The organism is Pseudomonas sp. GW823-FHT05G12, assembly GCF_058795575.1.
Genome location: NZ_CM179501.1, coordinates 864,685 through 887,958 on the forward strand (window position 1 = coordinate 864,685; position 23,274 = coordinate 887,958).

The following is a 23,274-nucleotide window of genomic DNA, read 5'->3' on the forward strand; positions in this document are numbered from 1 at the left end:
ATCAGCCTTCAGGAGCGTGTCATGTCGAAGCCGTCCAGGAAGCCCCCCCAAAAACAGCCAGAAAAACTGGGCGGCAAGGCCTACGAAAAAGCGCTCAAGAATCTGCATGTAGAGCTGGTGAAGCTACAGGAGTGGGTGGTGGCCAAGGGCCTGAAGGTATGCATTGTCTTCGAAGGCCGCGATGGCGCCGGCAAGGGCGGCACCATCAAGGCCATTACCGAGCGTGTCAGCCCACGGGTGTTCCGTGTGGTGGCCCTGCCCGCACCGACCGAGCGGGAAAAGACCCAAATGTACCTGCAGCGCTACCTGGGCCATCTGCCAGCGGCGGGCGAAGTGGTGATCTTTGATCGCAGTTGGTACAACCGAGCGGGCGTTGAGCGGGTAATGGGCTTTTGCTCTGGTGAGCAAGTGGACAAGTTTCTGGCCGGTGTACCTGTGTTCGAAAGGGTCATGGTCGATTCGGGGATCATCCTCATCAAGTACTGGCTTGAAGTCAGCGCCGATGAGCAGACCCGGCGCCTGCAGGACCGCATCAACGACGGCCGCAAGCTGTGGAAGTTATCGCCGATGGACCTCAAGTCGTATAGCCGCTGGGATGAATACACCCAAGCGCGTGACGAAATGTTCCAGGCGTCGGATACCGCTTGGGCACCGTGGTTCATGGCCAATTCCAACGACAAACGTCGCGCCCGGCTGAATATCATCAGCCACCTGCTCAGCCGTATTCCCTACAAGGACATAACCCGCGACCAGCAGGTGAAGCTGCCCAAACGCGGCAAGATCGGCAAGTACAAGGCAGTCGCCTACCCGTTCAAGTTCGTCGAAGAACGCTTCTGAACCCCTCCCAGCAGGGAGCTGCGAAGGTACGAGCTCATGCCACATGACGGCAGCCTGTTGCAGGCGACGGTGGTATTCCTTTTGGCGGTGGTACTTCTGGTACCGCTGGCGCAGCGTCTGAAAATGGGCGCAGTACCGGGATACCTGTTGGCGGGTATCCTGATTGGTCCGTCGGTGTTTGGCCTGCTCGGCAACCCGGACAACGTGGCGCGGCTGTCGGAAATGGGCGTGGTCATGCTGTTGTTCGTGATTGGCCTGGAGCTGTCCCCAAAGCGTCTGTGGACCATGCGCCGGGCGCTATTTGGCGTCGGCAGCTTGCAAGTGGGGCTGACCGCTGTGCTGCTTGGGCTACTGGCATTCTGGCTGTTCGACCAATCGAAACCTGCCGCCATCGTGCTGGGCCTGGGCCTGGCGCTGTCGTCCACTGCCTTTGGCTTGCAGGTACTGGCCGAGCGCAAGGACCTGGGCAAACCTCATGGCCGCATGGCCGTGGCCATCCTGCTGTTCCAGGACATTGCCGCCATTCCCTTGATTGCCGTGGTGCCGCTGCTCGGTGGCGATGTCAGCACTGCTGACGAAGGTGCCTGGCCCTTGCTGGCTGTGGTTGTCGGCATTGGTGTGCTGATTGTTTTTGGCCGTTATCTGCTGACCCCGATATTCAAGTGGACGGTGGGTTCGGGCCTGCCTGAACTGTCGACCGCCACGGCCTTGCTGGTCGTGCTGGGCACCGCCTGGTTGATGGAGCATGTGGGTGTGTCGATGGCGCTGGGGGCCTTCCTGGCCGGTGTGCTGATGGCCGAGTCGCCGTTTCGCCACGAACTGGAAACCCAGATCGAGCCGATCAAAGGCCTGTTTCTTGGATTGTTCTTCGTTGGCGTAGGTATGAGTGCCGACCTGCGCCTGCTGTTCGGCATGCCGCTGATGGTGTTGGGCCTGACGTTGCTGCTGGTCGCCATCAAGCTGCCCTTGTTGTATGGCCTGGGGCGCACGATGGGTGGGCTCAACAAGGCCCAGGCGCTCTGCCTGGGCGTGGTGCTGGCTTCGGGGGGCGAGTTCGCCTTCGTGGTGTTCAAGCTGGCGCTGGAGCACCAAGTGCTCACGCAAGCAGTACACGACCTGCTGGTGCTGGCCATCACCTTGTCGATGGCGGTGGTGCCCTTGGTCATGATGGCCTTGGCGCGGCAGCTGCGCGATGACAGCCCTGTGCAGGCATCCCCTGAAACGGGGCAGTGAATTGCGCCGTGCTGGTGCATTGAATATCGGGAGATGAATCATGCAGTCGAGTTTCAAGTTGGACAGCGCCCTTTCGCGGGGCTTGCTCGATGTGCTGATCAAGGCCGGTCTGGTGGCAGCCTTGGTGATCTTCGCCTTCCAGGTGTTCCAGCCGTTCCTGGAGTTGATGCTGTGGGCGGTGATTCTGGCGGTCACCTTGTACCCGTTGCATTGCCGCATCCAGCGCCGCACCGGGCTCAAGCAAGGCTATGCGGCGACGCTGGTGGTGCTATTGGTTCTGGTGCTGCTGCTGGTGCCTATCTACCTGGTAGTGATGTCCATCGGCGAATCGGTGGACAGCCTGGTGACGCTACTCAAGAGCGGCGCCTGGAGCGTGCCGGTCCCGCCTGATTCCGTGGCGGCCTGGCCACTGATCGGGCCGAAGGTGCACGCGCTGTGGTTGGCGGCCTCCGAAAACATGGCCAGTGTACTGAATCAGTGGATGCCCCAGATCAAGGGGGCCGGGCTAACGGTGCTGGGCGCTGCGGCCAGCGCCGGCGGGGCCTTCCTTCTGTTCATCGGCGCAATCATCATTTCCGGGGTCATCATGGCCTTCGGTGAACGAGGTGAAATCGCTACCCAACGCATCGCCATGCGGGTTTCAGGCGCAGAGCGCGGTAAACCCTTGGCCACGCTGTGCACGGCCACCATTCGCGCGGTGGCACAAGGGGTGATCGGCATTGCCTTCATCCAGATGCTGCTGATCGGTGTTGGTTTTGTCATCAAAGGGGTTCCCGGTGCCGGGATGCTGGCCATCGTCATCCTCATGCTGGGCATTGCACAGGCCCCGGCGACGCTGGTGACCTTGCCGGTGATCATTTATGTGTTCAACGCCGAAGGCTTCACGGTGGCGACCATCATTTTTGCCATCTACACCTTCGTCGCCGGCCTTGCCGACAACGTGCTCAAGCCGCTGCTGCTGGGGCGCGGGGTTGATGTACCGATGCCGGTGGTACTGATTGGGGCATTGGGCGGCATGGTGGTCAAAGGCATCATCGGCTTGTTCATCGGCCCGGTAATCCTCGGCGTGACGTACGTGCTGTTCTGGCAATGGGTTGCGCTGCAGGTGCCGGAGCAACCGGCACCCCCTGCCGCCTAGGCCATGCCCAACCGCTGCTATGGCCTGGGGCTGCTGATGGTGCTGGCCGGTTGCACTCAGGTTGGTCCGGATTTCGAGAAGCCCCAAGCGCCGTGGCTGGACGGCTGGAGCACGCCAATGCTGGAGCAGGCAGGGCGCAGCGCGGCGGCGCCCGACCTGCGCCAGTGGTGGGCGGTGTTTGCCGACCCGACCCTGGACGCGTTGATAGCCGAGGCCGATGCCAACAACACCAACCTGCGCGTGGCTGGCCTGCGTATCGCTGAAGCTCGTGCCCAGTTGGCCATCGTGCAGACCGGGCGTTATCCGCAGCTGCAGCAACTGAGTGCGCAAAGCCTGTACCTGAAGCAGAATCAGTCTGGTACGCCTTCGGCCCGTGATTCGGTGTTCTGGCAATCCAGCGTGGGCTTCGACATCGGCTGGGAAATTGACTTCTGGGGCCGCTTCAGTCGCGCCATCGAAAGCGCCGATGCCGTCTACTTCGCCTCCCAGGCCAACTACGCCGATGCCATGCTGCTGCTGCGTGCGCAAGTGGCCGACACCTACTTTGCCCTGCGTACCGCCGAAGCGCGGCTGGCGATCGCACAAGAGAACGCCAAGCGCCAGGCGCGTAGCCTGGAGATTACCGAGCGGTTGTTCCGCCACGGCGAAAACGACGAGCTCGACTGGCAGCAGGCGCGTACTCAATACCTGGCGACCCTGGCCACCATTCCCGAGTTCGAGAACCAGCTCAACGCCCTGCGCAACGTACTGTGCTCGCTGCTTGGCCGCCCGCCCGGGCCGCTGCCGCAGCTGGAGGCCGGGCATGGCCAACTGCCCTTGCCCAACCGGGCAGTGTTGCAGGATGTACCTGCCAGCCTGCTGCAGCGCCGCCCGGACATCCGCGCCGCCGAGCAGGCAGTGGCGGCGCAGTCGGCGCTGGTCGGGGTGGCCGAGGCCGATCTTTATCCACAGCTGAGCTTGCTCGGCAGTATCGGCTGGACCTTCCTATCGGCCAATCATCTGCCCGACACCTTCGACCTGGCGGCTGGCCCAAGCCTGATCTGGAACCCGTTCGACTATGGCAGGCGCAAGAACACCGTACGTGTGGAAGATGCCCGCTTGCAGCAACTGATCGAGTTGTACCAGCAGGGCGTGCGCGAAGCCGCCCGTGAGGCCGACGATGCTGCCAGCGGGCTGGTGCGCTCGCTGCAGAGTGCAACCATTCGCGACCAGGCCTCTCAGGCTGCACAGCGCTCGCTGAATCTGGCCAGCTCGCAGTATCGCGAAGGCTTCGCCGATTTTCAGCGGGTGCTCGATGCTCAGCAACTGCTGTTGCAGCAACAGGACGGCTACCTGGTCAGCCGTGGCAACGCGGTCAGCAGCCTGGTGACGTTGTACAAGGCCCTGGGTGGTGGTTGGGACGCCAGCCGCGCGCCGATCGACCCGGCCACCCGCCAGCAAATGCAGCAACGCACCGACTGGGGCGAGTTGCTCGACGAGCCAGCCCACACCGCGCATGCACAAGGTGAAACCGAATGAGCGACGCCACGCCCACGCCGCCCCCGTCAGCCCCGGATCGCGGCATGCGCTGGGTGCTGCTGCTGATTGCCGTCAGCCTGCTCTGGTACTTGCTGGCTGACCGCTATACGCCGTACACCCAGCAAGCTCGCCTGCAGGCTTACGTAGTCCCGGTGGCCGCCGAAGTGGCCGGGCAGATCAAGCGTGTGGCCGTGGGCAACAACCAGGAGGTGCGCCAGGGCGATGTGCTGTTCGAACTCGATCAGGAGCAGTACCGCATTGCCCTGGCCCGCGCCGAAGCCGACCTTGATACCGTGCGCCGGCAGATCGGCGCCAGTACCGCTGGTATCGATTCGGCGCAGGCAGCGCTGGTGGCCGCCCAGGCCAACGAACGCAAGGCGCGGCAGGACGCCGAGCGCCTCAAACGGCTGATTGACGAAGACCCCGGTACGGTGTCGGTGCGCCGCCTGGAAGGAGCCCAGGCCACCCGCGACCAGGCCATCAGCCAAGTGGCGGCAGCCCGCGCCGAGGTGGAGCGCGCCCGTGAGCAGCAGGGCGGGGCACAGGAAGACAACGCCCAGCTGCGCAGTGCTGCGGCCAATGTGGAAAAGGCGCGCCTGGACCTTGCCCGTACCGTGGTGCGTGCCGACGCAAACGGGCTGATCACCGACCTGCGCACAGACGTTGGCCACTATGTCGGGGCAGGTAGCCCGATGATGACCCTGATCAGTATCCATGACGTGTGGATAAGTGCCGACATGACCGAGAACAACCTCGGTCGCTTGCGCCCTGAAACCCCGGTGCTGGTGGTGCTCGATGCGCTACCGGGCACTGTGTTGAAAGGGCGTATACGCAGCATTGGCTATGGCGTGAGCGTGGGCCAGAGCACGCCGCCGGGTACGCTGCCGACCGTGCAGAATAGCCGCGAGTGGCTGCGTTCGGCGCAGCGCTTTCCGGTGATTGTCGAACTGGAGCGCGATCAGCTTCAGGACAAGACCGTGCTGCGGGTCGGTGGGCAGGCCGAGGTCATGGCCCTGCCTAGCGAAGGCAACCCACTGAACCTGCTGGGCCGGTTGTTCATGTGGCTGATGAGCTGGCTGTCGTATGCCTATTGAATTGCGCCGCCTGCGCGCACTGCGCCTGGCCTGGGGCGTGGCGCTGTGCCTGGCGGTGAGCTTTGGTATCGGCTTGCCGGTGCCGATCCTGGCGCCGGTGTTTGCGGTGCTGTTGCTGGCCATGCGCAGTCAGCCATTGCCCCTGCGTGCAGCACCGGCCCTGGCGCTACTAGTGCTGCTCGCTTGCGGCAGCGGGTTGCTGCTGATTCCGCTGTTGCGCCATGCTCCGTTGGCTGGGGTGTTACTGGTTGGGGTGGGTGTTTTCCTGACCTTGCGCTATGCGCTGAAGGGCGGCAACGGCTTGCTGGCCAACCTGCTGGTGATCGGCCTGACCATGATCGCCGCTGCCGGCACCAGTGACTTCACCCTGGCATTGTCGGTGGTCGAAGCGCTGGCCAAAGGCATGCTGCTGGCAGTGCTGGGCACGTCGGTGGCGCATACGTTGTTCCCCGAACCTGCCAATGCGCCAGCACCGCCGGTGCCGCCGCTGCTGGGTAGCGAGCATGTCAGCTGGGTGGCGCTGCGTGCCACGTTGATCGTGATGCCGGCCTTTCTGCTGGCATTGATCGCCCCTGACCAGTACATGCCGTTGATCATGAAGGCCGTGAGTGTGGGGCAACAAGCAGGCGAAACCCGCGCGCGGCACGCCAGCCGGGAGCTGATCGGTTCAACCTTGCTTGCCGGGGTGTTGGCGATAGCGCTGTGGGTAGCGCTGAGCCTGTTCGTTCACCTGTGGATGTTCTTCTTGTGGGTACTGCTGTTCGCCCTTTGGCAGGCTCGGCGCCTGTACCAGGCGGTGCCGAGCCGGCAGAGCCCGGCGTACTGGGTCAGTTGCCTGACGACCATGTTGATCTTGCTGGGGCAGTCGGTGCAGGACAGTGCAGGTGGGCAGGATGTGTACAAGGCATTTGCGGTGCGTATGGCGCTGTTTCTGGCGGTATCGGTGTACGCCAGCGGCATGTTGATCTGGATTGACCGGCTTCGGAGTCGGCGCGGGCTTCTTCGCGGTTAAGCCCGCTCTCCAGGCAATTCAGGGCTGCCAATCAACCCCGCTCTCTTCCAGGTACGCATCCACCGCTGCGCCCACCGTCGGATGAAAGGCCTTCTCCCCCATATGTTCGAACAACTCGAACTGCCGCATCTTGTCCTTCACCGGGTCCTTCATTTCGGCGAACTGCAACTCCACCCCCCGCGCCTCCAATGCCCGGTCCAGCTCGGCCAGCATGTCCGCCGAAGTGATATCGATACTGGTCACAGGCTCAGCGGCAATTACCACCCGCTGCACAGGCGTTGGCGACGCGTCTACCGCCGCCATCACTGTGTTCTGGAACTGCTCGGCGTTGGCAAAGAACAACGGCGCGTCCCAGCGCAGCAGCACCAGCCCTGGAATACGCCGGGCCTGTGGATAACGCTGTATGTCATGGTAGCCGCGCAGCCCATCGGCCCGGCCGAGCACTGCGTAATGCGGCCGCCAGCCGTCCCACAGGAACTCGATCACCGACACCGCCACTGCAATGCAGATACCGGGAATGGCGCCGAACACCGCCACGCCGACAAAGCAGGTGAACGACAGCCAGAACTCCCACTGCTGCATGCGGAAGATACGCTTGAGGTCGGCAAATTCGAACAGCCCCAGTGCAGCGGCAATCACCACCGCAGCCAAAGCGCTGTTAGGCAGGTGCTGCATCAGATTGGGCGCTACCAGCAGCAACAGGGTTACCGCCAGGGCGCCGATGATGCCGGTGAGCTGGGTCTGCGAGCCGGCAGCTTCGGCCACTGGGGTGCGTGACGAACTGCTGCTGATCGGGATGCCCTGGAACAGCCCCGAGGCCACGTTGGCCACGCCCAGGCCGAACATTTCCTGGTTGGGGTTTACCCGCATCTTGAGGCGCGCGGCATAGGAGCGTGACAGCACACTGGTGTCGGCAAACGACACCAGCGCCACTGCAATCCCGCCCAGTAGCACCTCGACCAGGTCAATGTCGCTGACCCAGGGGAAGACGAAGCCGGGCAGGCCCTGAGGCAATTGCCCGAGTACCTTGACGCCCATCTGATCGAGGTTGAACACGCTCACTGCCAGCGTCGCCAGTACCACGGCGATCAGGATGCCCGGCAGGCGCTTGAACGGTTTGAGCAGCAGAATCAGCGCCAGGCTACCGGCACCCACGACAAAGCTTGGCCAGTGCCCTTGGCCGGCGTATAGCGCCTGGCCCAAGTACCAAAGGTCGCGCAAGGGGCCTTCGCTGTCGACTTTGATGCCGAACAGCTTGGGCAACTGGCTGATCAATACGGTCAGGGCGATGCCGTTCATGTACCCATAGCGGATGGGCTTGGACAGCAACTCGGTGATGAAGCCCAGGCGCAGCAGCCCGGCAATCACACAGAACGCCCCCGCGACCAGGGCCATCATGCTGGCGATGGCGATCGCCCGCTGCGGGTCGCTGGCCGCGTATTGCACCACCACAGCCAGGATAGGCGCGGCCAGCGCCGAGTCCGGGCCCAGCACCAGGATACGGCTGGGACCGAACAGGGCATAGGCCAGCAGGGGGATGATGGTGGCGTACAGGCCATAGATGCCGGGGACGCCGGAAGCCTCGGCGTAGGCGATGCCCACAGGCACCAGCATGGTGGTGAGAACCAGGCCGGCGGCGATGTCCTTGGGTAGCCAGGCTGCCTTGTAGTGGAGCAGGGTGACCAGGCCAGGGAGCCAGCGTTGCCAGTCGAAACGAGTGGGTTGGGGCATGGTGTCGGCTCTGGGCGAGAAGGGCGCTGAACCTCAGCTTAGATGCTGAAGGCGGGGGCCGCTTTGCGGCCTGGCACGACACAAGGCCGCCCCTGCCAAGGGCGCGCATGTCTGGGCAAAACAAAACCCCTTGAAGCGCAAGCCTCAAGGGGTTTGTGTGTGCTGCTGGTTACCGCTTAGACGTTAAAGCGGAAGTGCATCACGTCGCCGTCTTTGACGATGTAATCCTTGCCTTCCAGACGCCACTTACCGGCTTCCTTGGCACCGGCTTCACCCTTGAACTGGATGAAGTCGTCATAGGCCACCACTTCAGCGCGGATGAAGCCTTTTTCGAAGTCGGTGTGGATAACGCCGGCTGCCTGCGGGGCAGTGGCTCCGACGCGAACGGTCCAGGCGCGTACTTCCTGCACGCCGGCAGTGAAGTAGGTCTGCAGGTTCAGCAGCTCGTAACCGGCGCGGATCACGCGGTTCAGGCCAGGCTCTTCCAGGCCCAGGGCCTCGAGGAACATGTCCTTCTCTTCACCGTCTTCCAGCTCGGCGATTTCTGCTTCGATCTTGTTGCACACCGGCACCACTACCGCGCCTTCTTCCTCGGCAATGGCCTTGACCACGTCCAGGTGCGGGTTGTTGTCGAAGCCGTCTTCGGCCACGTTGGCGATGTACATCACCGGTTTGCTGGTCAGCAAGTGGAAGCCACGGATGACGGCCTTTTCGTCGTCAGCCATGTGCTTCATCAGGCTGCGCGCAGGCTTGCCTTCGGTAAAGTGCGGGATCAGCTTTTCCAGAATGGCCTTTTGCGCCAAGGCGTCCTTGTCGCCGCCCTTGGCGTTGCGGGCTACCTTCTGCAGTTGCTTTTCGCAGCTGTCGAGGTCGGCGAAGATCAGTTCGAGGTCGATGATCTCGATGTCACGCTTGGGGTCGACGCTGTTGGAAACGTGGATCACGTTCTCGTCTTCGAAGCAGCGCACCACGTGGGCAATGGCGTCGGTCTCGCGGATGTTGGCGAGGAACTTGTTGCCCAGGCCTTCGCCTTTCGAGGCACCGGCAACCAGGCCGGCGATGTCGACGAATTCCATGGTGGTCGGCAGGATGCGGTTTGGCTTGACGATTTCAGCCAGCGCAGCCAGGCGAGCGTCGGGCATAGGCACGATGCCGCTGTTCGGCTCGATGGTGCAGAAAGGGAAATTCTCCGCCGCGATGCCAGACTTGGTCAGGGCGTTGAACAGGGTGGACTTGCCGACGTTGGGCAGGCCGACGATGCCGCAATTGAAACCCATGGGTATTCCCCTCTCTAAAGGAAATCAGGCCTTCTGGCTGTGCAGCTCGCGCATCGCCTTGGCGAAGTCGCCGGCAAGCACGTCCGGCAGCACGCCGAGGGCAAAATCGATGCTGGCGTCGAGCTTCTCCTGCTCGGCGCGCGGCGCGCGGCCCAGGACGAAGTTGGATACCAGTTTGGCGTCACCCGGGTGGCCGATGCCAAGCCGCAGGCGGTGGAAGTCGTTCTGGTTGCCGAGCTGCGCGATGATGTCGCGCAGGCCGTTGTGCCCACCATGGCCGCCGCCGCGCTTGAGCTTGGCAACGCCTGGGGGCAGATCGAGTTCGTCGTGTGCCACCAGTATCGCTTCCGGCTTGATGCGGAAGAAATTGGCCAAGGCCGCTACGGACTGGCCGCTGCGGTTCATGTAGGTGGTGGGGATCAACAAACGAACGTCGTTGCCCTGATGGCTGAATTTAGCCGTCAGGCCGAAATACTTTTTGTCAGCGGTCAGCGAAACACGCTGGGCGCTGGCAAGGCGTTCAACGAAAAGAGCCCCTGCGTTATGCCGGGTCTGTTCGTATTCGGGGCCGGGGTTACCCAGGCCAACGATCAACTGGATGGCGGTCACGTCAGGGGCTCTTCCTTGGAGTTGGTGGGTTACAGTGCGCGCGGCACTGTAACCCGATCAACGCCGGCGTGCGAGTGGATTACTCGGCAGCGCCTTCTGCTTCTGGAGCAACGCGTGGAGCGTGAACGTTGGCAACAGCTTTGTCATCACCGTGGGCCAGAGCGACGAACTCTACGCCTTTCGGAGCTTTCAGGTCCGACAGGTGGATGATGGTGCCGATTTCGGCGTTGCCCAGGTCAACTTCGATGAACTCAGGCAGGTCTTTGGCTTCGCAGGAAACTTCGATCTCGGACTCAACGTGGGAGATCTCGCCGCCTTTCTTGACCGGGGCTTCTTCGTTGATGAAGTGAACCGGAACCTTGGCGGTCAGCTTCTGGCCAGCAACGACGCGAACGAAGTCAGCGTGCATGATGAACTGCTTGGCTGGGTGGCGCTGCATGGCCTTGATGATGACGTTCTGCTTAACACCGTCAACGTTCAGTTCGATAACGTGGCTGAAGGCAGCTTCGTTTTCGAACAGCTTGGTGATTTCCTTGGCCAGGATGGTCAGGGATTGAGCTTCTTTATCACCACCGTAGACAACGGCTGGGATGCTCAGCGAGTGACGCAGGCGGCGGCTCGCACCTTTCCCCAGGTCAGTACGCGCTTGGGCGTTCAGAATAAAATCAGTCATTTTGTTTCTCCAAAATAGCCCCCCGAGGGCGTTTGCGACCAGCGCCAACGGGGATGGCAAAAAAGCCCCGCCCCAACACAGGTTGGGGCGGGGCGCTTCACATCAACACGTGTCCCGCTTAGCGGAACATCGCGCTGATCGATTCTTCGTTGCTGATGCGGCGTACCGCTTCAGCGACAACCGGTGCGATATCCAGCTGGCGGATACGATCACAGGCTTGAGCAGCGGCGGACAGCGGAACGGTGTTGGTCACCACCAGCTCGTCCAGTACCGACTTCTCGATGTTCTCGATTGCGCGGCCCGACAGGACAGGGTGCGTGCAATAGGCGTAAACCTTGGCAGCGCCGTGCTCTTTCAGGGCCTTGGCCGCGTGGCACAGGGTGCCGGCGGTGTCGACCATGTCGTCTACCAGGATGCAGGTGCGCCCTTCGACGTCGCCGATGATGTGCATAACCTCGGAGTGGTTAGCCTTTTCGCGGCGTTTGTCGATGATACCCAGATCGACGCCCAGGGACTTGGCGACAGCGCGTGCGCGCACGACACCACCGATGTCCGGGGAGACGATCATCAGGTTCTCGAAACGCTGGTCTTCGATGTCGTCAACCAGTACGGGCGAGCCGTAGATGTTGTCGACGGGGATATCGAAGAAGCCTTGGATCTGGTCAGCGTGCAGGTCGACGGTGAGTACACGGTCGATACCTACGACAGTGAGCATGTCAGCAACAACTTTGGCGCTGATGGCTACACGTGCCGAACGCGGACGGCGGTCCTGGCGGGCATATCCGAAGTAGGGAATCACGGCGGTGATTCGGGATGCTGAGGAGCGGCGGAAGGCGTCGGCCATCACTACCAGTTCCATCAGGTTATCGTTGGTCGGGGCGCAGGTCGGCTGAATAATGAAAACGTCTTTACCGCGAACATTTTCATTGATCTCAGTACTGATCTCGCCGTCGGAGAATTTACCGACAGAGACGTCACCGAGAGGGATATGCAGCTGACGTACGACACGCCGAGCCAGATCGGGGTTAGCGTTCCCCGTAAAGACCATCATCTTGGACACGCGCAGTACCTGAAGGCTGAGGGTATACCTGGATGAGTATAAGGAAAATGGCAGGGGCGGCTGGATTCGAACCAACGCATGGCAGGATCAAAACCTGCTGCCTTACCGCTTGGCGACGCCCCTGTATCTGTTGCTGCGAACGCTCATGCGCTCGACTTCTTGACCAGACTTTGCAGCTTGCGATGCAACATCGAAATATTGCTTCCTTTCGCCACAAACCCTGTTTGGGTCGCTGAAAGAAGGGCCAGAACTTTATCAGCTTCGGCTTTGCTTGGGAAGGCCCCAAACACACAACTTCCAGTGCCGGTTAGTCGAGCCTCAGTGAATTTTCCCAGTGAATTCAACGCATTGCGAACTTCTGGGTAATTCTGCTCTACCACCGGTTGGCAGTCATTTCGACTGTTTCCCTCGGGAACGGGGCGCATCTTAAGGGGGAGAGAATCACGTGTCAACTGCGGATGTGAAAAAATTTCTACTGTGCTGACAGACACTTGCGGCACCAGCACGACATACCAGGGTTCGATCGGGTCGACCGGTGTCAGCTGTTCGCCTACACCTTGCGCGAACGCTGCGTGGCCGCGTACGAACACCGGCACATCGGCGCCCAGGCTCAGGCCCAGTGCGGCCAGGCGGTCTTCGTCCCAGTCCAGTTGCCACAGGTGGGCCAGGGCCAGCAGGGTGGTCGCGGCGTCTGAGCTGCCACCGCCGATACCTCCGCCCATGGGCAGTACCTTGGTCAGCCAGATGTCGGCGCCAAGCGTGGTGCCCGATTGTGCTTGCAGCATGCGCGCGGCCCGTACGATCAGGTTGCTGTCGTGGGGGACGGCCTCGATCTCGGTGTGCAAGCGGATCACGCCATCGTCACGCAGGGCGAAACTCAGTTCGTCGCCGTGGTCGAGAAACTGGAACACCGTTTCCAGTTCGTGGTAGCCGTCTGCGCGGCGGCCGATGATGTGCAGCCACAGGTTGAGCTTGGCCGGGGCGGGCAGGGTGAGCTTTTGCATGTGATCAGTGCCCCAGCTGGCGCGGCTGCCAGTCCTTGACCACCAGGGTCACGTCCAGGTCCTTGCCGTGCAGCTTCAGGCGCTCGGGCAACCAGTAGCCGTTCTGTTCGGTGTAGCTCAGGTACTGCACCTGCCAGCCATCCTGGTCCAGGCTGGCCAGGCGGCTGTCGCCATCCAGGGTCAGCTTGCTCTTGCTGTCGGGGGCGGGCAGGCCGCGCACCCACCAGACCAGGTGCGAAACCGGCAGCTGCCAGCCCAGTTGTTCTTCCAGCAGGGCTTCCGGGCTGGTGGCTTCGTAGCGGCCCTGGTTGGCCACTTCCAGCACCACGCCACCCGGGCGGCCGGTAAGGCGCGCGGCCCCACGGCCCAGCGGGCCGGCCAGGCGAATGTCGTAATAGTCCTGGCGTTGCAGCCAGAACAGCGTACCGCTGCCGGAATCGCGCGGGGCGCGGATGCCGACCTTGCCGTTGATCTGCCAGCCATCGAGGCTGCTCAGCTGCGCTTTGTGGGCGCGCCACTGTTGCGGGTCGCCGTGGCCCTGCAGGGCCTCACGGCTACCGAAGCCGGCGCAGCCGGCCAGCAGGGCGATCAAGGTAAAGGTGATGCAATGGCGCAGGAACATGGCGTTAAAGAGTCTCGGATCCGGTCAGGCGCAAGAGGGTCTTGCGCAGGATAGGGCTGTCGGCCTGGGCTTCGAAGCCCTTGGCCCATACCTGGCGGGCTTCGCGGCGCTTGCCGTTGGCCCACAGCACTTCGCCCAGGTGGGCGGCCACTTCGTGGTCGGGGAAGTTGGCAAAGGCCTGGCGCAGGTAGGTTTCAGCTGCGTCGAGGTTGCCCAGGCGATAGTTGACCCAACCCAGGCTGTCGAGCACTGCCGGGTCATCGGGGGTCAGCTGGTGGGCCTTGTCGATCAGCGCCTTGGCTTCGGCATAGCGGGTGGTGCGGTCGGCCAGTGTGTAGCCGAGGGCGTTCAGGGCCATGGCGTTTTCTGGCTCGCGGGTGATGATGGCGCGCAGGTCTTTTTCCATCTGCGTCAAATCGTTGCGCTTCTCGGCCAGCATGGCGCGGGTGTAAAGCAGGTTGAGGTCGTCCGGGTAGCGCTTGATGGCTTGTTGCAGCACCTGGTTGGCCTGGGCGTCCTTGTTGTTGTTGCTGTAGCTTTCCGATTCGATCAGGAATAGCTGGATGGCGTAGTCTGGCTGGGCTTCGCGCGCGTCGGCGAGCAGGCGCGAGGCCTCGGTGCCGCGGCCGTTGGCGATCAGGATGTCGGCCTGGCGCAGCTGTGCCGGCAGGTAGTCTGGGCCCGGGCCGACCAGGGCGTATTCACGCAGAGCGCCAGCAGGGTCGTGGCGCTCCTCGTGGATGCGGCCCAGGTTCAGGTGCGCGGCGTCAACGTAGCTGTCGCGCTCGACCAGCTCTTGCAAGTAGCCTTCGGCTTCATCCCAATCTTTGTTCTCCAGGCACACCAGCGCCAGCGAGTAGCGCAATTCGTCATCATCGGGGTATTGCTGGACCAGGCTGATGAACTCGCCTTTGGCATCGGCGATACGGTCCTGTTCGACCAGGGTGCGAGCGTAAGTCAGGCGCAGGCGTTTGTCGTCCGGGTTGTCGCGAATCGCCCCGCGCAGCAGTGGCAGGGCCTCTGGACCTCGGTCCAGGGCCTGCAGCAGACGGGCGCGCAGCAGGATCGGGGCGACTTCGCCGTTTTGTGCCGGGTGCGACTCGAGCAGTTCCAGGGCTTCTTCGGTCTTGCCGTCCTGGTTCAGCAGCAGGGCCTTGCCGAATATCAGCTGGCCGTTGTCGGGGTATTTCACCAGCAGGCGTTCGAAACTGTGTAGCAGGCCGTCGCGGGTGCTCTGGTCGGTTTCGGCTGCGGACAGGGCGAGGAAGTCGAAGTGGGTGTCGCCCTGGCCCTGCAGTACCTTTTCCATGTAGGCCATGGACTCGTCATAGCGGCCGGCGCGGGCCAGCTGGATGGCGGCGGCGCGCTGGGCGTCGAGATTCTGTGGGTCGTTGCGCGCCCAGACCAGTGCATTCTCCAGTGACGGCTCGTCGGCGCCGAGGTACTCGGCAATGCGGTAGGCGCGCTCGGAAACTGCTGGGTCCTGGGTTTTTGCCGCCTGATCGGTGTAGTTGGCCAAGGCGATGTCGAAACGGTTGCGCTGGCCGGCCAGCTCTGCCACCAACAGGCTATAGAGTGTGTCCTGCTTGAACGAGCCATACACCACGGGCTTTTCCGCCTCGCCCTTGCCAGCTTCGGCGACGGGAGGCTCGGCCTTTTGCGGGGCCAGGCTTTGGCAGCCCTGTAGCAGGGCGAAGGCAAGCAGCAATGCGTATGGTTTGTTCATAGAAAGGCTTATAGGAGGACTCACCGGCGGTCGGAGCATGATGACACAAGCGCGGGGGCAAACCCACCTGCGAAGGTCGTGGTTTACAGGCTGGGTGGTGCTGAGTAGGACAGCGGGGTGGGGGAGAGGTTCGAGGGGGCTTCTGACGCAATGACCCAGCCCCTGCCTGTATATTTTACGTCCCTGGAAGCAGGAAATGGGAAAGCACAAGCGCCATGAGAAGCGTAATGTGCGGAGTTAGGGGCTGTTCCCGTTTCACATGGGTAGCCAAAGAAAGGCGCAGGCCATGGCCACTGCGCTTTCATAATTCCGCTTGAGCTTGTCGAAGCGCGATGCGGCCGCCCGCTAGTGCTTCAACCGGGCGAAGGCGTTTTCAACCACGTGCAGCCTGAAAAACCTTGAGCCATTTATCCGCCGCGATCCTCGAATCTACCGTCAGGGTTAGTCGCACCGACAATTTTGTCGAGATCACCGGTCAGGATAGATCCGCTCGTATAGTGCCACGTCGCTGGGGCAGTCAATTTCTCCCCAGGGAGCGTGCGTCGCCACGCCGGCGACTGGAAAACCTTCGCTGACTAGTATCCCTAAAAGCGATGTCATGTCAGTTTGGTCGCGTGCCTGAGGCGTGAGCCCTTGCAATTGCTTTTTCAACGTCTGCCAACCCGCTGGCGTGACTTTGAACAAGCCCATGTACTGGCCCTGAATGACTTCAAGACTGGTAGCGGTCTGTCCAATAGCGCTCACCCATCCATCGACTAAGCGGAAGTTCTCCAGATCTGGTAGCGGATCGTTGAAGCGTTGCTGCCAGAGACGCACTGCAGCGGGATCGTAGCCCAGGACAATATCGGCTGGATGGTTAATTAGCTCGGATACTAGGGTGCTGTCGTAGAAGATGTCACCGTAGCTAACAAGGCAAGGCTCTGCGCTCAACCAATCGCTGGCGCAATTTAGAGAGCTGAAAATACCGGAGCTGTGCCAGCGGTGGTTGTGAAACAAAGTGTCGGCGAATGGTGCAAGCATTTCGCTTCGATAGCCTGCAACGATGCCAACCTCGCTGACATCGCATCGACGGAGCGTTTCAATCGCGCGCTGTAGCAGTGGCACACCGTTAAAGGGTACCAAGGCCTTGGGGCGTTCATCGGTCAGGGCTTGTAAGCGGCTCCCGCGACCTGCAGCAAGAATGATGGCTTTCATGAAAAAGCTCCGAAGGCATGTCGCACGCGTTGAATATCCAATGGATCGGCAGGTAGTTCTCGCTCGGGGTGCCACATGATCCCGGTATGCCGACGGTGGTCGTCATACACAGCCTCGATCACGCCGTCGTCGGCCAGGGCTAGTACGCGGTAGCCGTCGGGCGCCTCGCGAAAGCCGTATTCATGATAGGAATTCACTCGCCGCCGTTGTTCTTGCATGTTGATCATGTGCTCACCTACATGGCCGGCCAAGCGTTCCAAAGTGCCGCCAGCTCGCGTCAACATTACCTGCATGCCGCGGCATACACCGAGCACCGGAAGCCTTAGATTTTCCGCAAGATCAAGCAAGACCCTCTCAGTGACGTCGCGTGTGTCGGCTGACCCACTCAGGGCCTTGCAACTCCCTCCACCAGTAAGCAGGAGGCCCTGAGGGCGCAATGATTGGACTAACGCCATGCTGACTCTCGGATCGTTTGGAAGGTACAGCGGGGTCAGCCCACATTGGCCTAAGAATTCAACCCAGCGCTGGTCGAGCGCGTCCCGCCATTCCTGGCGTTCGGCGTTGAACTGCCTGAGCATGGTCAGCCCAATCAAAATCATGCCAGCACCTGTATACGCCGCTCGGCGCAGTCGAGCAGCAGGCTTGTCGCCGCCAATAGGGTTTTGAATCGAGTATCGCCCACGCCGATAGCTGCGGGAATGGCGAACTCTCGCGCTCGGATCGACATGTGCGAGTTCTCGCCTCCGTAGGCGGTGATGAAACCAGCAATGCGGTGGGTAAAAATCCAATCAAAACCCGGATCAGCATTTTCGATTAAGACAATGCAACCCTCTATGTCCGGTGCCAATTGCCCTGGAAGCACATGGGCCACCCGCGCATGAGTGGCACTTCGAGTGATGAAGTTGGGATTGCACCAGTGCACTCGATGGCCGAATAGATCTTGCGGCTGACAGATGATGCTTGGCGTACGGACTAACTGCGTTTCATACCAGCGGCTACGGTTGTGGGCAATCGCTTGGTGCAAACGGTTGTGATCGATGTCGGCGTAACCGCTGGTAAAGTCGGTGATTTGCGCAAAGCTGAGTTGGTCGCGGTCAAGACCATGTACCTCCCCCCAATCGCATAGTGAGCGCAAAACATCCGAAACAAACGCTGCATAGAGGTATTTGAGCTTCTCGCGCGATGCAATAGCGGCTTGAGCAAATTGGAGGAACTGCTCGGCGGAAACGTTAAGACCGCACTGGTCGAAAGCTTGCTGCATGGCGTTGACCTGGGCCCGAGATACAGTTAGCCCGTTCGTAGATTTTGGGGGGCGTTGTAATGGGCGCTGCCAGTCAAAATAACTCTCCGGAGTCTCGTCGTAGCGCGCCACACGTATATCGTAGGTCCCCGGCCGGACATGACCGTGGAGCTTTAGGAAATCGTCCTTATGCAAAGTCTGGAAATCGTTGGCCATCTCGCGACCGATACTATTGACCCCTCCGGTCACATGATCGATGAAACCGGCAGATACTACCCCCGCTGTTTCCAGCGATTTAATTATTGCGGTACCGACGAACGCTGCACGGGCAGCGCCAGCGAATACTTCAGCGACCACGTTGGCCGCCGATAGAGCATTCCTCATACGTTGCAAGGACTCGCCCCGAGGTTGCCTCGCCATTAAACTCTGCACCTTGTCAGTAATACTCGGTAGACGTGTCAGGTCGGAGAAGAACGGGCCGCTGGGGGAAATAATGTGCTCGGTCAACTGGCGTAGCTCGTTCAGGTAGCATTCGTGCTGTTTGGTACTAAGAGTCCGGAGCGCCGGCAGCGCGGCAGCGGCATCGGGGCTAGTAAGCTCTGGCGTGAAGCAAGTAGGAATGATCGCGAACTCGATCTTGTCATGCAGATGAGGATGCATGGCCAAGTACTCGCCGCACTGTTCGACTACGCGCTCGGCAACATCTTGAGGTACCGAGGCAGGGATGAATGACTCGATGCTGTGGGCAATGCAGATGTAAGGAGAGCCACCCACCTGGTACATCAGCGGTTTGCGCCGCAGATCCCGGTAGCCGTATCGGAATCTGGCAGAGGCCCAATTAAGGTCAGTGATCAGCTCCTTATATAGCGAGTAGGCTAGCGCCCGCGGCTTGGTACCGATCATTTCCGCCGGGTTCCAGTCCGGCATAAGGCCAAGGAAGGCGGTCGACGTAGGACGCAGATGGTGTTGCTTGCAGATCAGCTCTTCGAGCTGGGAAACCTCGTGCTCCAAAACTTTGCGTAGTTGGGCGTCGGCAAGTGCGCTGGCATTACGGGGCCCATCTGCGGTCATGGGACGCACTTGGAATAGCAGAGGGCCATCGACAGTGATCGCGAACTCTATGTCCAAGGCATCGCGCCCGGTTAGAACTTGTACCTCTTCGAGCAACGCAAACAGCCCTGGTAATTCCGCAGGCTCGCTTGCCAAGGGAGACGAAAGCATGCACAGTCTCGTTGCCGTTAGTGACACCGTCAGTGCTGGCACCTGGTACATAGTCAACTACGTAATATGGCAAACCCGTCTCTGGATCACGGGTCATCGCCACTCCGCTGGCCAATACTCCTCTCGCCATCTGCTGCACCAGCACCTCATCGCGCTCGCGAGCTAGGCCGTAGGAGGCGATCACCGTCTTGATGGCTTCGCCGAGTGCCTGGCCGCCACACACATCTAGAACTGACGCGTACATTCCTGCACCGGAATGGCCGTCGCGGTCTTCGGCCAGGCAGCTGGATCGTACAATCAGCGGCTCATCGCCAAAGAACGCCTGACAGTGCGCGATCACTGCCTGCCAGTCCTCCCGCCACTGTGCCACGGTGAATCGACGAAGGGGCAACACTTGCCCGGTGCTCAGAAGTGGTGCCAGTTGCTGCAGGGTATCGGCCTTGCCGGAAAAAGCGAACACGGGAGAAGGATTTACTGAGTGCATATGTCTTCCCTAATCAGTCGAATCAGTCCGTTGCAGGGGGCTGTCAGTTCATGTCAGGTTTAAGCCAACTCGGCGCCGGTATAAGTCGCGAGTTCAAGGCCGTAAAGTGAGGACAGCTCGCGCAGGAAGCGATTGCCCTTTTTCGCCGCAGAGTGGGGGCAGTCGTCCTCAACGATGACGTGGCCAATTGTGCCGATGTTGCCGCTATAGACGTTTACCGCCTGGCCAGGCGCAACGTGGGCGGTGCAAAACCGGATGGCGTACTTGTCCAGTAATGGCTGTAGGGTGTCGGGGTCGTAGTCGTGGGCGATATGACCGCCATTGCGGGAGGCGACAGTTACGACGCTACCTGCGCGCTGAAGCACTGAGTCGTCAATTAGAATGGGCTCGCCCAGGTGCAGACGGACTAGCAGTTCGAACGGGTCGATGCCGGTCAGCATCCGGTACATCTGCGGCGCTACGCTACCCATCATGCGTGCGTTGATCTCCACTAGACAGGGCCCTTTGGCATCGCGCAACAGTTCAACATGATAAAGGCCAAAATCCAGCCCCAGAGCGCTGAACACTGCCTGCACATATGCTTTGATCTCGTCGCGCTGTGCTGCGTCAAGGCCTGACGGCATGGTCGCGGTCATTTCTAATATTTCGCTATAGTCGGCGCGGAAACGGATGGTGGTCGCAAAGCAGGAGACCTTGCTGTCCTGGACGATGACTTCCGCTGAATGCAATGTACCGTCGATGTATTGCTCGACCAGATAGTCGCGGCTTACCAAGTGGTCGATCATAGGATCAGCACCCTTGCGACTCTGGCGCAGCTCGGCGAGAAAGGCGTCAAAGTCGGTCTGGCTATGGCAAATGGCGGAAAACTGCTTGGCGAACCCTCGGGTCGGCTTGACAACGAATGGCAGCGACAAACTCGGAACGACCCCATTGATCAGTTGCTCCTCGCTTAGTACTTCAAAATCAGGAGAGCGTAGTCCGTGTGCCCGCAGCGTTTCGCGCAGTCGACTCTTGTATACCGCCCCGCACAGAGCTTCGTACCTCGGGTAGAGGGTGCCGATGCGCTGGGCCTCCCGCGCCACCGGTACTATGGCTGCTTCAGAGGTAGAGATCAGGGCGTCAATAGGGCGCTCTGCGTGCAGGTTGGCCAACAACCGGCTGAATTCGCCGCCTTCCAGATTATCGATACGCAAATAAGCATCCACATATCGCAGGTAAGGCTCGAGACGGGAGGTGTCGTCCTTGATCGAGATCGTCAGGAACGAGGCGTCGCGCTGATGAATGAAGGTGACGTGGCAGCCAAGCCGTTTGGCTGCCTCAAAAGCCAGCAGGCCGCTTACGGTGCTGTCGACGAAAACCACGTGTTTCATTGGAACCTCGGATTACCAGGGATGAAAGTAAATAGTGCTGAGCCCGAACAGCATTGCGAAGCAAGCGACCGTCGAAGGTGCGCCATACTTGGGAATTCTCAAGCTGGTGACCTGGAGGATGCCGACCAGGGCCATTAGGCCGACGATCACACCGGCACCGTAATGCCCGGCCGATAACCCCATCAGCGCCAGCGCAAAGACAAATCCTGAATATGTGGTGGGTAGCCCCTGATATCCCCCGCCAGCCGATGTGCCGGGCATGCCAAACAGCGATAGCCGCAAAATGGCCGTGAAAACCAGAGTTACTGCGGCCAGCGTGGCCGAAAGAGACTGGTCGAGGATTAGGATGACAAGGGCTGGCGTGATGCTGAAATTGAGCAAGTCGGCAAAACTGTCTAGATGCTTGCCGAAGGCCCGTTGCGCGCTGTTCGCAGCCAGGTAGCGCCGGGCTATGTGGCCGTCAAGGAAATCGAGCATCGCGGCCAGGCAAATCACCGTCGCCGCCAGAACAAACCGTCTTTGCAACGCAAAATAAACAGTACCGAAGGCCAGGCCGATATTGAACATTGTTAATATGTTCGCCAAATCCAAAAGACGGACGAACGGAAACACACGCGCCAATGTGGGCATATTGTTCTCCTTGAAGAAATTATTTAGACAGGTTGTTTTCCCTTGATCGTAACTGTCGTTCGCAGGGCGTTGGATGCGACGAAATAGAAAGCAACGAAGATAATGCTCGTGCTGAACAGGCCAACATACTTAACCAGTATTGATCCGGCGAAGATGGTGATTATCATGCCTAAGTAGACCCCCGCATACTGGACAGATGCCATCAACGGCATGGCGCTGGTAGGTGTGCTCCTGACAAGATCGGCTTGCAATTTGAAAAATGCCAGTTCGAAAAAGAATATGTAGAGAAAATACGCGATGTAACTGGACTGAATATCATGGCCGAACGCTGCGAGCATCATGAACAGGCCGCTGACTACAGCCATCGGCATAGGTAGCGGTTGCACATTACACTTGCCCAAACGATAGAACAGTACTGCGCCCACCAAAGCTGCCACACTATTGACGGCCTGCAACAAACCGACATACACCTCTCCCAAGCCCAGCACATGGGCCGGTAACAGCACCCTGGACACATTGAAGAAGCCCTGAAAAAGGCTGACGAAGATGATGAACTGATAGAGGCTGAGGCGTAGCGCGGGATACTCCTGCAAAAGCGAACCAAGGGCAGTCAATAGTCTTGGTGCGACCTGCACGGTGATCGGAGGCTTTGTTGGCGCAGGTAGTAGATAGGCCGCCAAAGCCGCGATGGAAAAAAGACTGACAGTAATGAGCAGGGCTAACCCAGGCGTCATGTTGGCTTTGAACAGTAGCAGACTGATGCCTGCCAGGCCGCCGGCAATGAATTGTGCGGTGAGTGTCAGAGGCACTGAGCTGGCGATTTGCGCACCCGGGAAATAACACTTGATGGCAACAATACGCCCTACCCGTTGCAGCGCATCCAGGGTGCCAATGACTACCGCGCCTAACACGGCGACTTCCACATGATGTGGCAGGATCTTGTAGGTGGCCGCCGCGCAGCCCAGCGACAGCAAGTTGGCACTCCACAGCAACGTGCGTGGCGCTAGATAGTCAGCCAGTCGGTAGATTGGAGCGACAAGAATTACCGGCAGAACCATTGGTGCAAACAGCACTACTTGGGAAAGTATTAGACTAGCAGTATGAGCATAAATATAGTAGGAAAAATAAATATAGCTCAGCGTAGAGGCCGAAATAGCACACAAGTTAACGCCCCAAAGTAGCACTGAGTGCCTACGAGATGCTTCAAATTCTTCCATTGCGCGTGCCTATTATATAGCTTCCTGCCATGCACGAAGCATACCCTGCATTGGAAATCGTTTTAAGATAAGCTTAACAAAACTGAAATATAAAAATGCTTGTTGTTGGTGTGTCACCAAGTAAGTGTGCATCATTTCAGTTCATCATTACCGCTGCTGATCCTCATCAACAAAACTTCTAATAATCGGCAAAATTAATAGCTACAAATAAACTGACGGACTGATAGCTCGATGCTATCCAATTCGTATCGCTGTCTCAGTGAGAAATATCGATGTAGCAGTGTCAAGACTAGGTCCGGAAGGAGGGTAGGGCAACAGTTGGGCATGTATTTGGGAAATGGACTACAAGACTGTGGATAAATCTTTTGGAAATATGTCAAAAGT

20 protein-coding genes, 1 tRNA gene and 2 pseudogenes are annotated in these 23,274 nt (G+C 60.1%); 6 read left to right on the plus strand and 17 right to left on the minus strand.

Annotation, left to right across the window (positions count from 1 at the left end):
* Positions 1-21: 21 nt before the first annotated feature.
* The 6 genes from ppk2 to AC3RCM_RS04030 are packed head-to-tail and all read left to right on the plus strand — an operon-like array spanning position 22 to position 6,832.
* Positions 22-837, plus strand: a complete 816-nt coding sequence (gene ppk2, locus AC3RCM_RS04005; protein ID WP_064490914.1) for a polyphosphate kinase 2 — start codon at positions 22-24, stop codon at positions 835-837.
* A gap of 36 nt (positions 838-873) precedes the next feature.
* Positions 874-2,070 carry a monovalent cation:proton antiporter-2 (CPA2) family protein gene (locus tag AC3RCM_RS04010; protein WP_064490915.1) on the plus strand — a complete coding sequence of 399 codons (1,197 nt, stop codon included), beginning with the start codon at positions 874-876 and terminating at the stop codon, positions 2,068-2,070.
* Between the two features lie 40 nt (positions 2,071-2,110).
* Positions 2,111-3,208, plus strand: coding sequence for an AI-2E family transporter (locus tag AC3RCM_RS04015; RefSeq protein ID WP_064490916.1), 1,098 nt, complete (start codon positions 2,111-2,113; stop codon positions 3,206-3,208).
* A 3-nt stretch (positions 3,209-3,211) separates the two neighbouring features.
* Positions 3,212-4,726 (plus strand): efflux transporter outer membrane subunit, encoded by a 1,515-nt coding sequence (locus AC3RCM_RS04020; RefSeq protein WP_064490917.1) that lies wholly within the window; start codon positions 3,212-3,214, stop codon positions 4,724-4,726.
* Complete coding sequence (locus AC3RCM_RS04025; RefSeq protein ID WP_020190535.1) at positions 4,723-5,820, plus strand: HlyD family secretion protein; 1,098 nt, start codon at positions 4,723-4,725, stop codon at positions 5,818-5,820. The genes AC3RCM_RS04020 and AC3RCM_RS04025 overlap by 4 nt, the downstream gene beginning before the upstream one ends.
* Positions 5,810-6,832 (plus strand): DUF2955 domain-containing protein, encoded by a 1,023-nt coding sequence (locus tag AC3RCM_RS04030; protein WP_020190536.1) that lies wholly within the window; start codon positions 5,810-5,812, stop codon positions 6,830-6,832. The genes AC3RCM_RS04025 and AC3RCM_RS04030 overlap by 11 nt, the downstream gene beginning before the upstream one ends.
* A gap of 18 nt (positions 6,833-6,850) precedes the next feature.
* Here AC3RCM_RS04030 and AC3RCM_RS04035 read toward each other — a convergent pair whose 3' ends face one another.
* The 17 genes and pseudogenes from AC3RCM_RS04035 to AC3RCM_RS04115 all read right to left on the minus strand — a co-directional run bounded on the left by AC3RCM_RS04035 (position 6,851) and on the right by AC3RCM_RS04115 (position 22,890).
* A complete protein-coding gene (locus tag AC3RCM_RS04035) occupies positions 6,851-8,563 on the minus strand; it encodes a SulP family inorganic anion transporter (protein WP_010951966.1) in 1,713 nt (570 codons plus the stop codon).
* A gap of 176 nt (positions 8,564-8,739) precedes the next feature.
* The gene (gene ychF / locus AC3RCM_RS04040) at positions 8,740-9,840 is read right to left on the minus strand and encodes a redox-regulated ATPase YchF (protein WP_003247414.1); all 1,101 of its coding nucleotides are present in this window, start codon (positions 9,838-9,840) and stop codon (positions 8,740-8,742) included.
* Between the two features lie 24 nt (positions 9,841-9,864).
* The gene (gene pth / locus AC3RCM_RS04045; RefSeq protein WP_003247413.1) at positions 9,865-10,449 is read right to left on the minus strand and encodes an aminoacyl-tRNA hydrolase; all 585 of its coding nucleotides are present in this window, start codon (positions 10,447-10,449) and stop codon (positions 9,865-9,867) included.
* A gap of 79 nt (positions 10,450-10,528) precedes the next feature.
* Positions 10,529-11,122, minus strand: a complete 594-nt coding sequence (locus AC3RCM_RS04050; protein ID WP_003247411.1) for a 50S ribosomal protein L25/general stress protein Ctc — start codon at positions 11,120-11,122, stop codon at positions 10,529-10,531.
* 118 nt (positions 11,123-11,240) lie between these two features.
* Positions 11,241-12,182: a ribose-phosphate pyrophosphokinase gene (locus AC3RCM_RS04055; protein WP_003247410.1), complete on the minus strand. Its 942-nt coding sequence runs from the start codon at positions 12,180-12,182 to the stop codon at positions 11,241-11,243.
* A 48-nt stretch (positions 12,183-12,230) separates the two neighbouring features.
* A tRNA-Gln gene (locus AC3RCM_RS04060) sits at positions 12,231-12,305 on the minus strand.
* A 20-nt stretch (positions 12,306-12,325) separates the two neighbouring features.
* The gene (ispE, locus tag AC3RCM_RS04065; protein WP_019750445.1) at positions 12,326-13,186 is read right to left on the minus strand and encodes a 4-(cytidine 5'-diphospho)-2-C-methyl-D-erythritol kinase; all 861 of its coding nucleotides are present in this window, start codon (positions 13,184-13,186) and stop codon (positions 12,326-12,328) included.
* A gap of 4 nt (positions 13,187-13,190) precedes the next feature.
* Positions 13,191-13,808, minus strand: coding sequence for a lipoprotein insertase outer membrane protein LolB (lolB, locus tag AC3RCM_RS04070; RefSeq protein WP_010951969.1), 618 nt, complete (start codon positions 13,806-13,808; stop codon positions 13,191-13,193).
* Positions 13,809-13,812: 4 nt separating this feature from the next.
* On the minus strand, positions 13,813-15,534 hold the full coding sequence (locus AC3RCM_RS04075; protein WP_064490919.1) for a tetratricopeptide repeat protein: 1,722 nt from the start codon (positions 15,532-15,534) through the stop codon (positions 13,813-13,815).
* A gap of 255 nt (positions 15,535-15,789) precedes the next feature.
* A pseudogene (locus AC3RCM_RS04080) lies at positions 15,790-15,918 on the minus strand (IS5/IS1182 family transposase); the annotation flags it as partial.
* An 84-nt stretch (positions 15,919-16,002) separates the two neighbouring features.
* Positions 16,003-16,728, minus strand: coding sequence for a phosphocholine cytidylyltransferase family protein (locus tag AC3RCM_RS04085; RefSeq protein ID WP_064490920.1), 726 nt, complete (start codon positions 16,726-16,728; stop codon positions 16,003-16,005).
* Positions 16,725-17,327 (minus strand): type 1 glutamine amidotransferase, encoded by a 603-nt coding sequence (locus AC3RCM_RS04090; RefSeq protein WP_064490921.1) that lies wholly within the window; start codon positions 17,325-17,327, stop codon positions 16,725-16,727. Before AC3RCM_RS04090 ends, AC3RCM_RS04085 begins: the two co-directional genes overlap by 4 nt.
* Complete coding sequence (locus AC3RCM_RS04095; RefSeq protein ID WP_492629387.1) at positions 17,324-19,189, minus strand: PEP-utilizing enzyme; 1,866 nt, start codon at positions 19,187-19,189, stop codon at positions 17,324-17,326. Before AC3RCM_RS04095 ends, AC3RCM_RS04090 begins: the two co-directional genes overlap by 4 nt.
* A gap of 82 nt (positions 19,190-19,271) precedes the next feature.
* A pseudogene (locus AC3RCM_RS04100) lies at positions 19,272-19,673 on the minus strand (PEP/pyruvate-binding domain-containing protein); the annotation flags it as partial.
* 59 nt (positions 19,674-19,732) lie between these two features.
* Entirely contained in the window at positions 19,733-21,043 is a 1,311-nt protein-coding gene (locus tag AC3RCM_RS04105) for an ATP-grasp domain-containing protein (protein WP_064490922.1), read from the minus strand.
* Positions 21,044-21,055: 12 nt separating this feature from the next.
* Positions 21,056-21,673 (minus strand): CDP-alcohol phosphatidyltransferase family protein, encoded by a 618-nt coding sequence (locus tag AC3RCM_RS04110; protein ID WP_064490923.1) that lies wholly within the window; start codon positions 21,671-21,673, stop codon positions 21,056-21,058.
* Positions 21,674-21,696: 23 nt separating this feature from the next.
* A complete protein-coding gene (locus AC3RCM_RS04115) occupies positions 21,697-22,890 on the minus strand; it encodes an MFS transporter (protein WP_231114221.1) in 1,194 nt (397 codons plus the stop codon).
* Positions 22,891-23,274 lie beyond the last annotated feature (384 nt).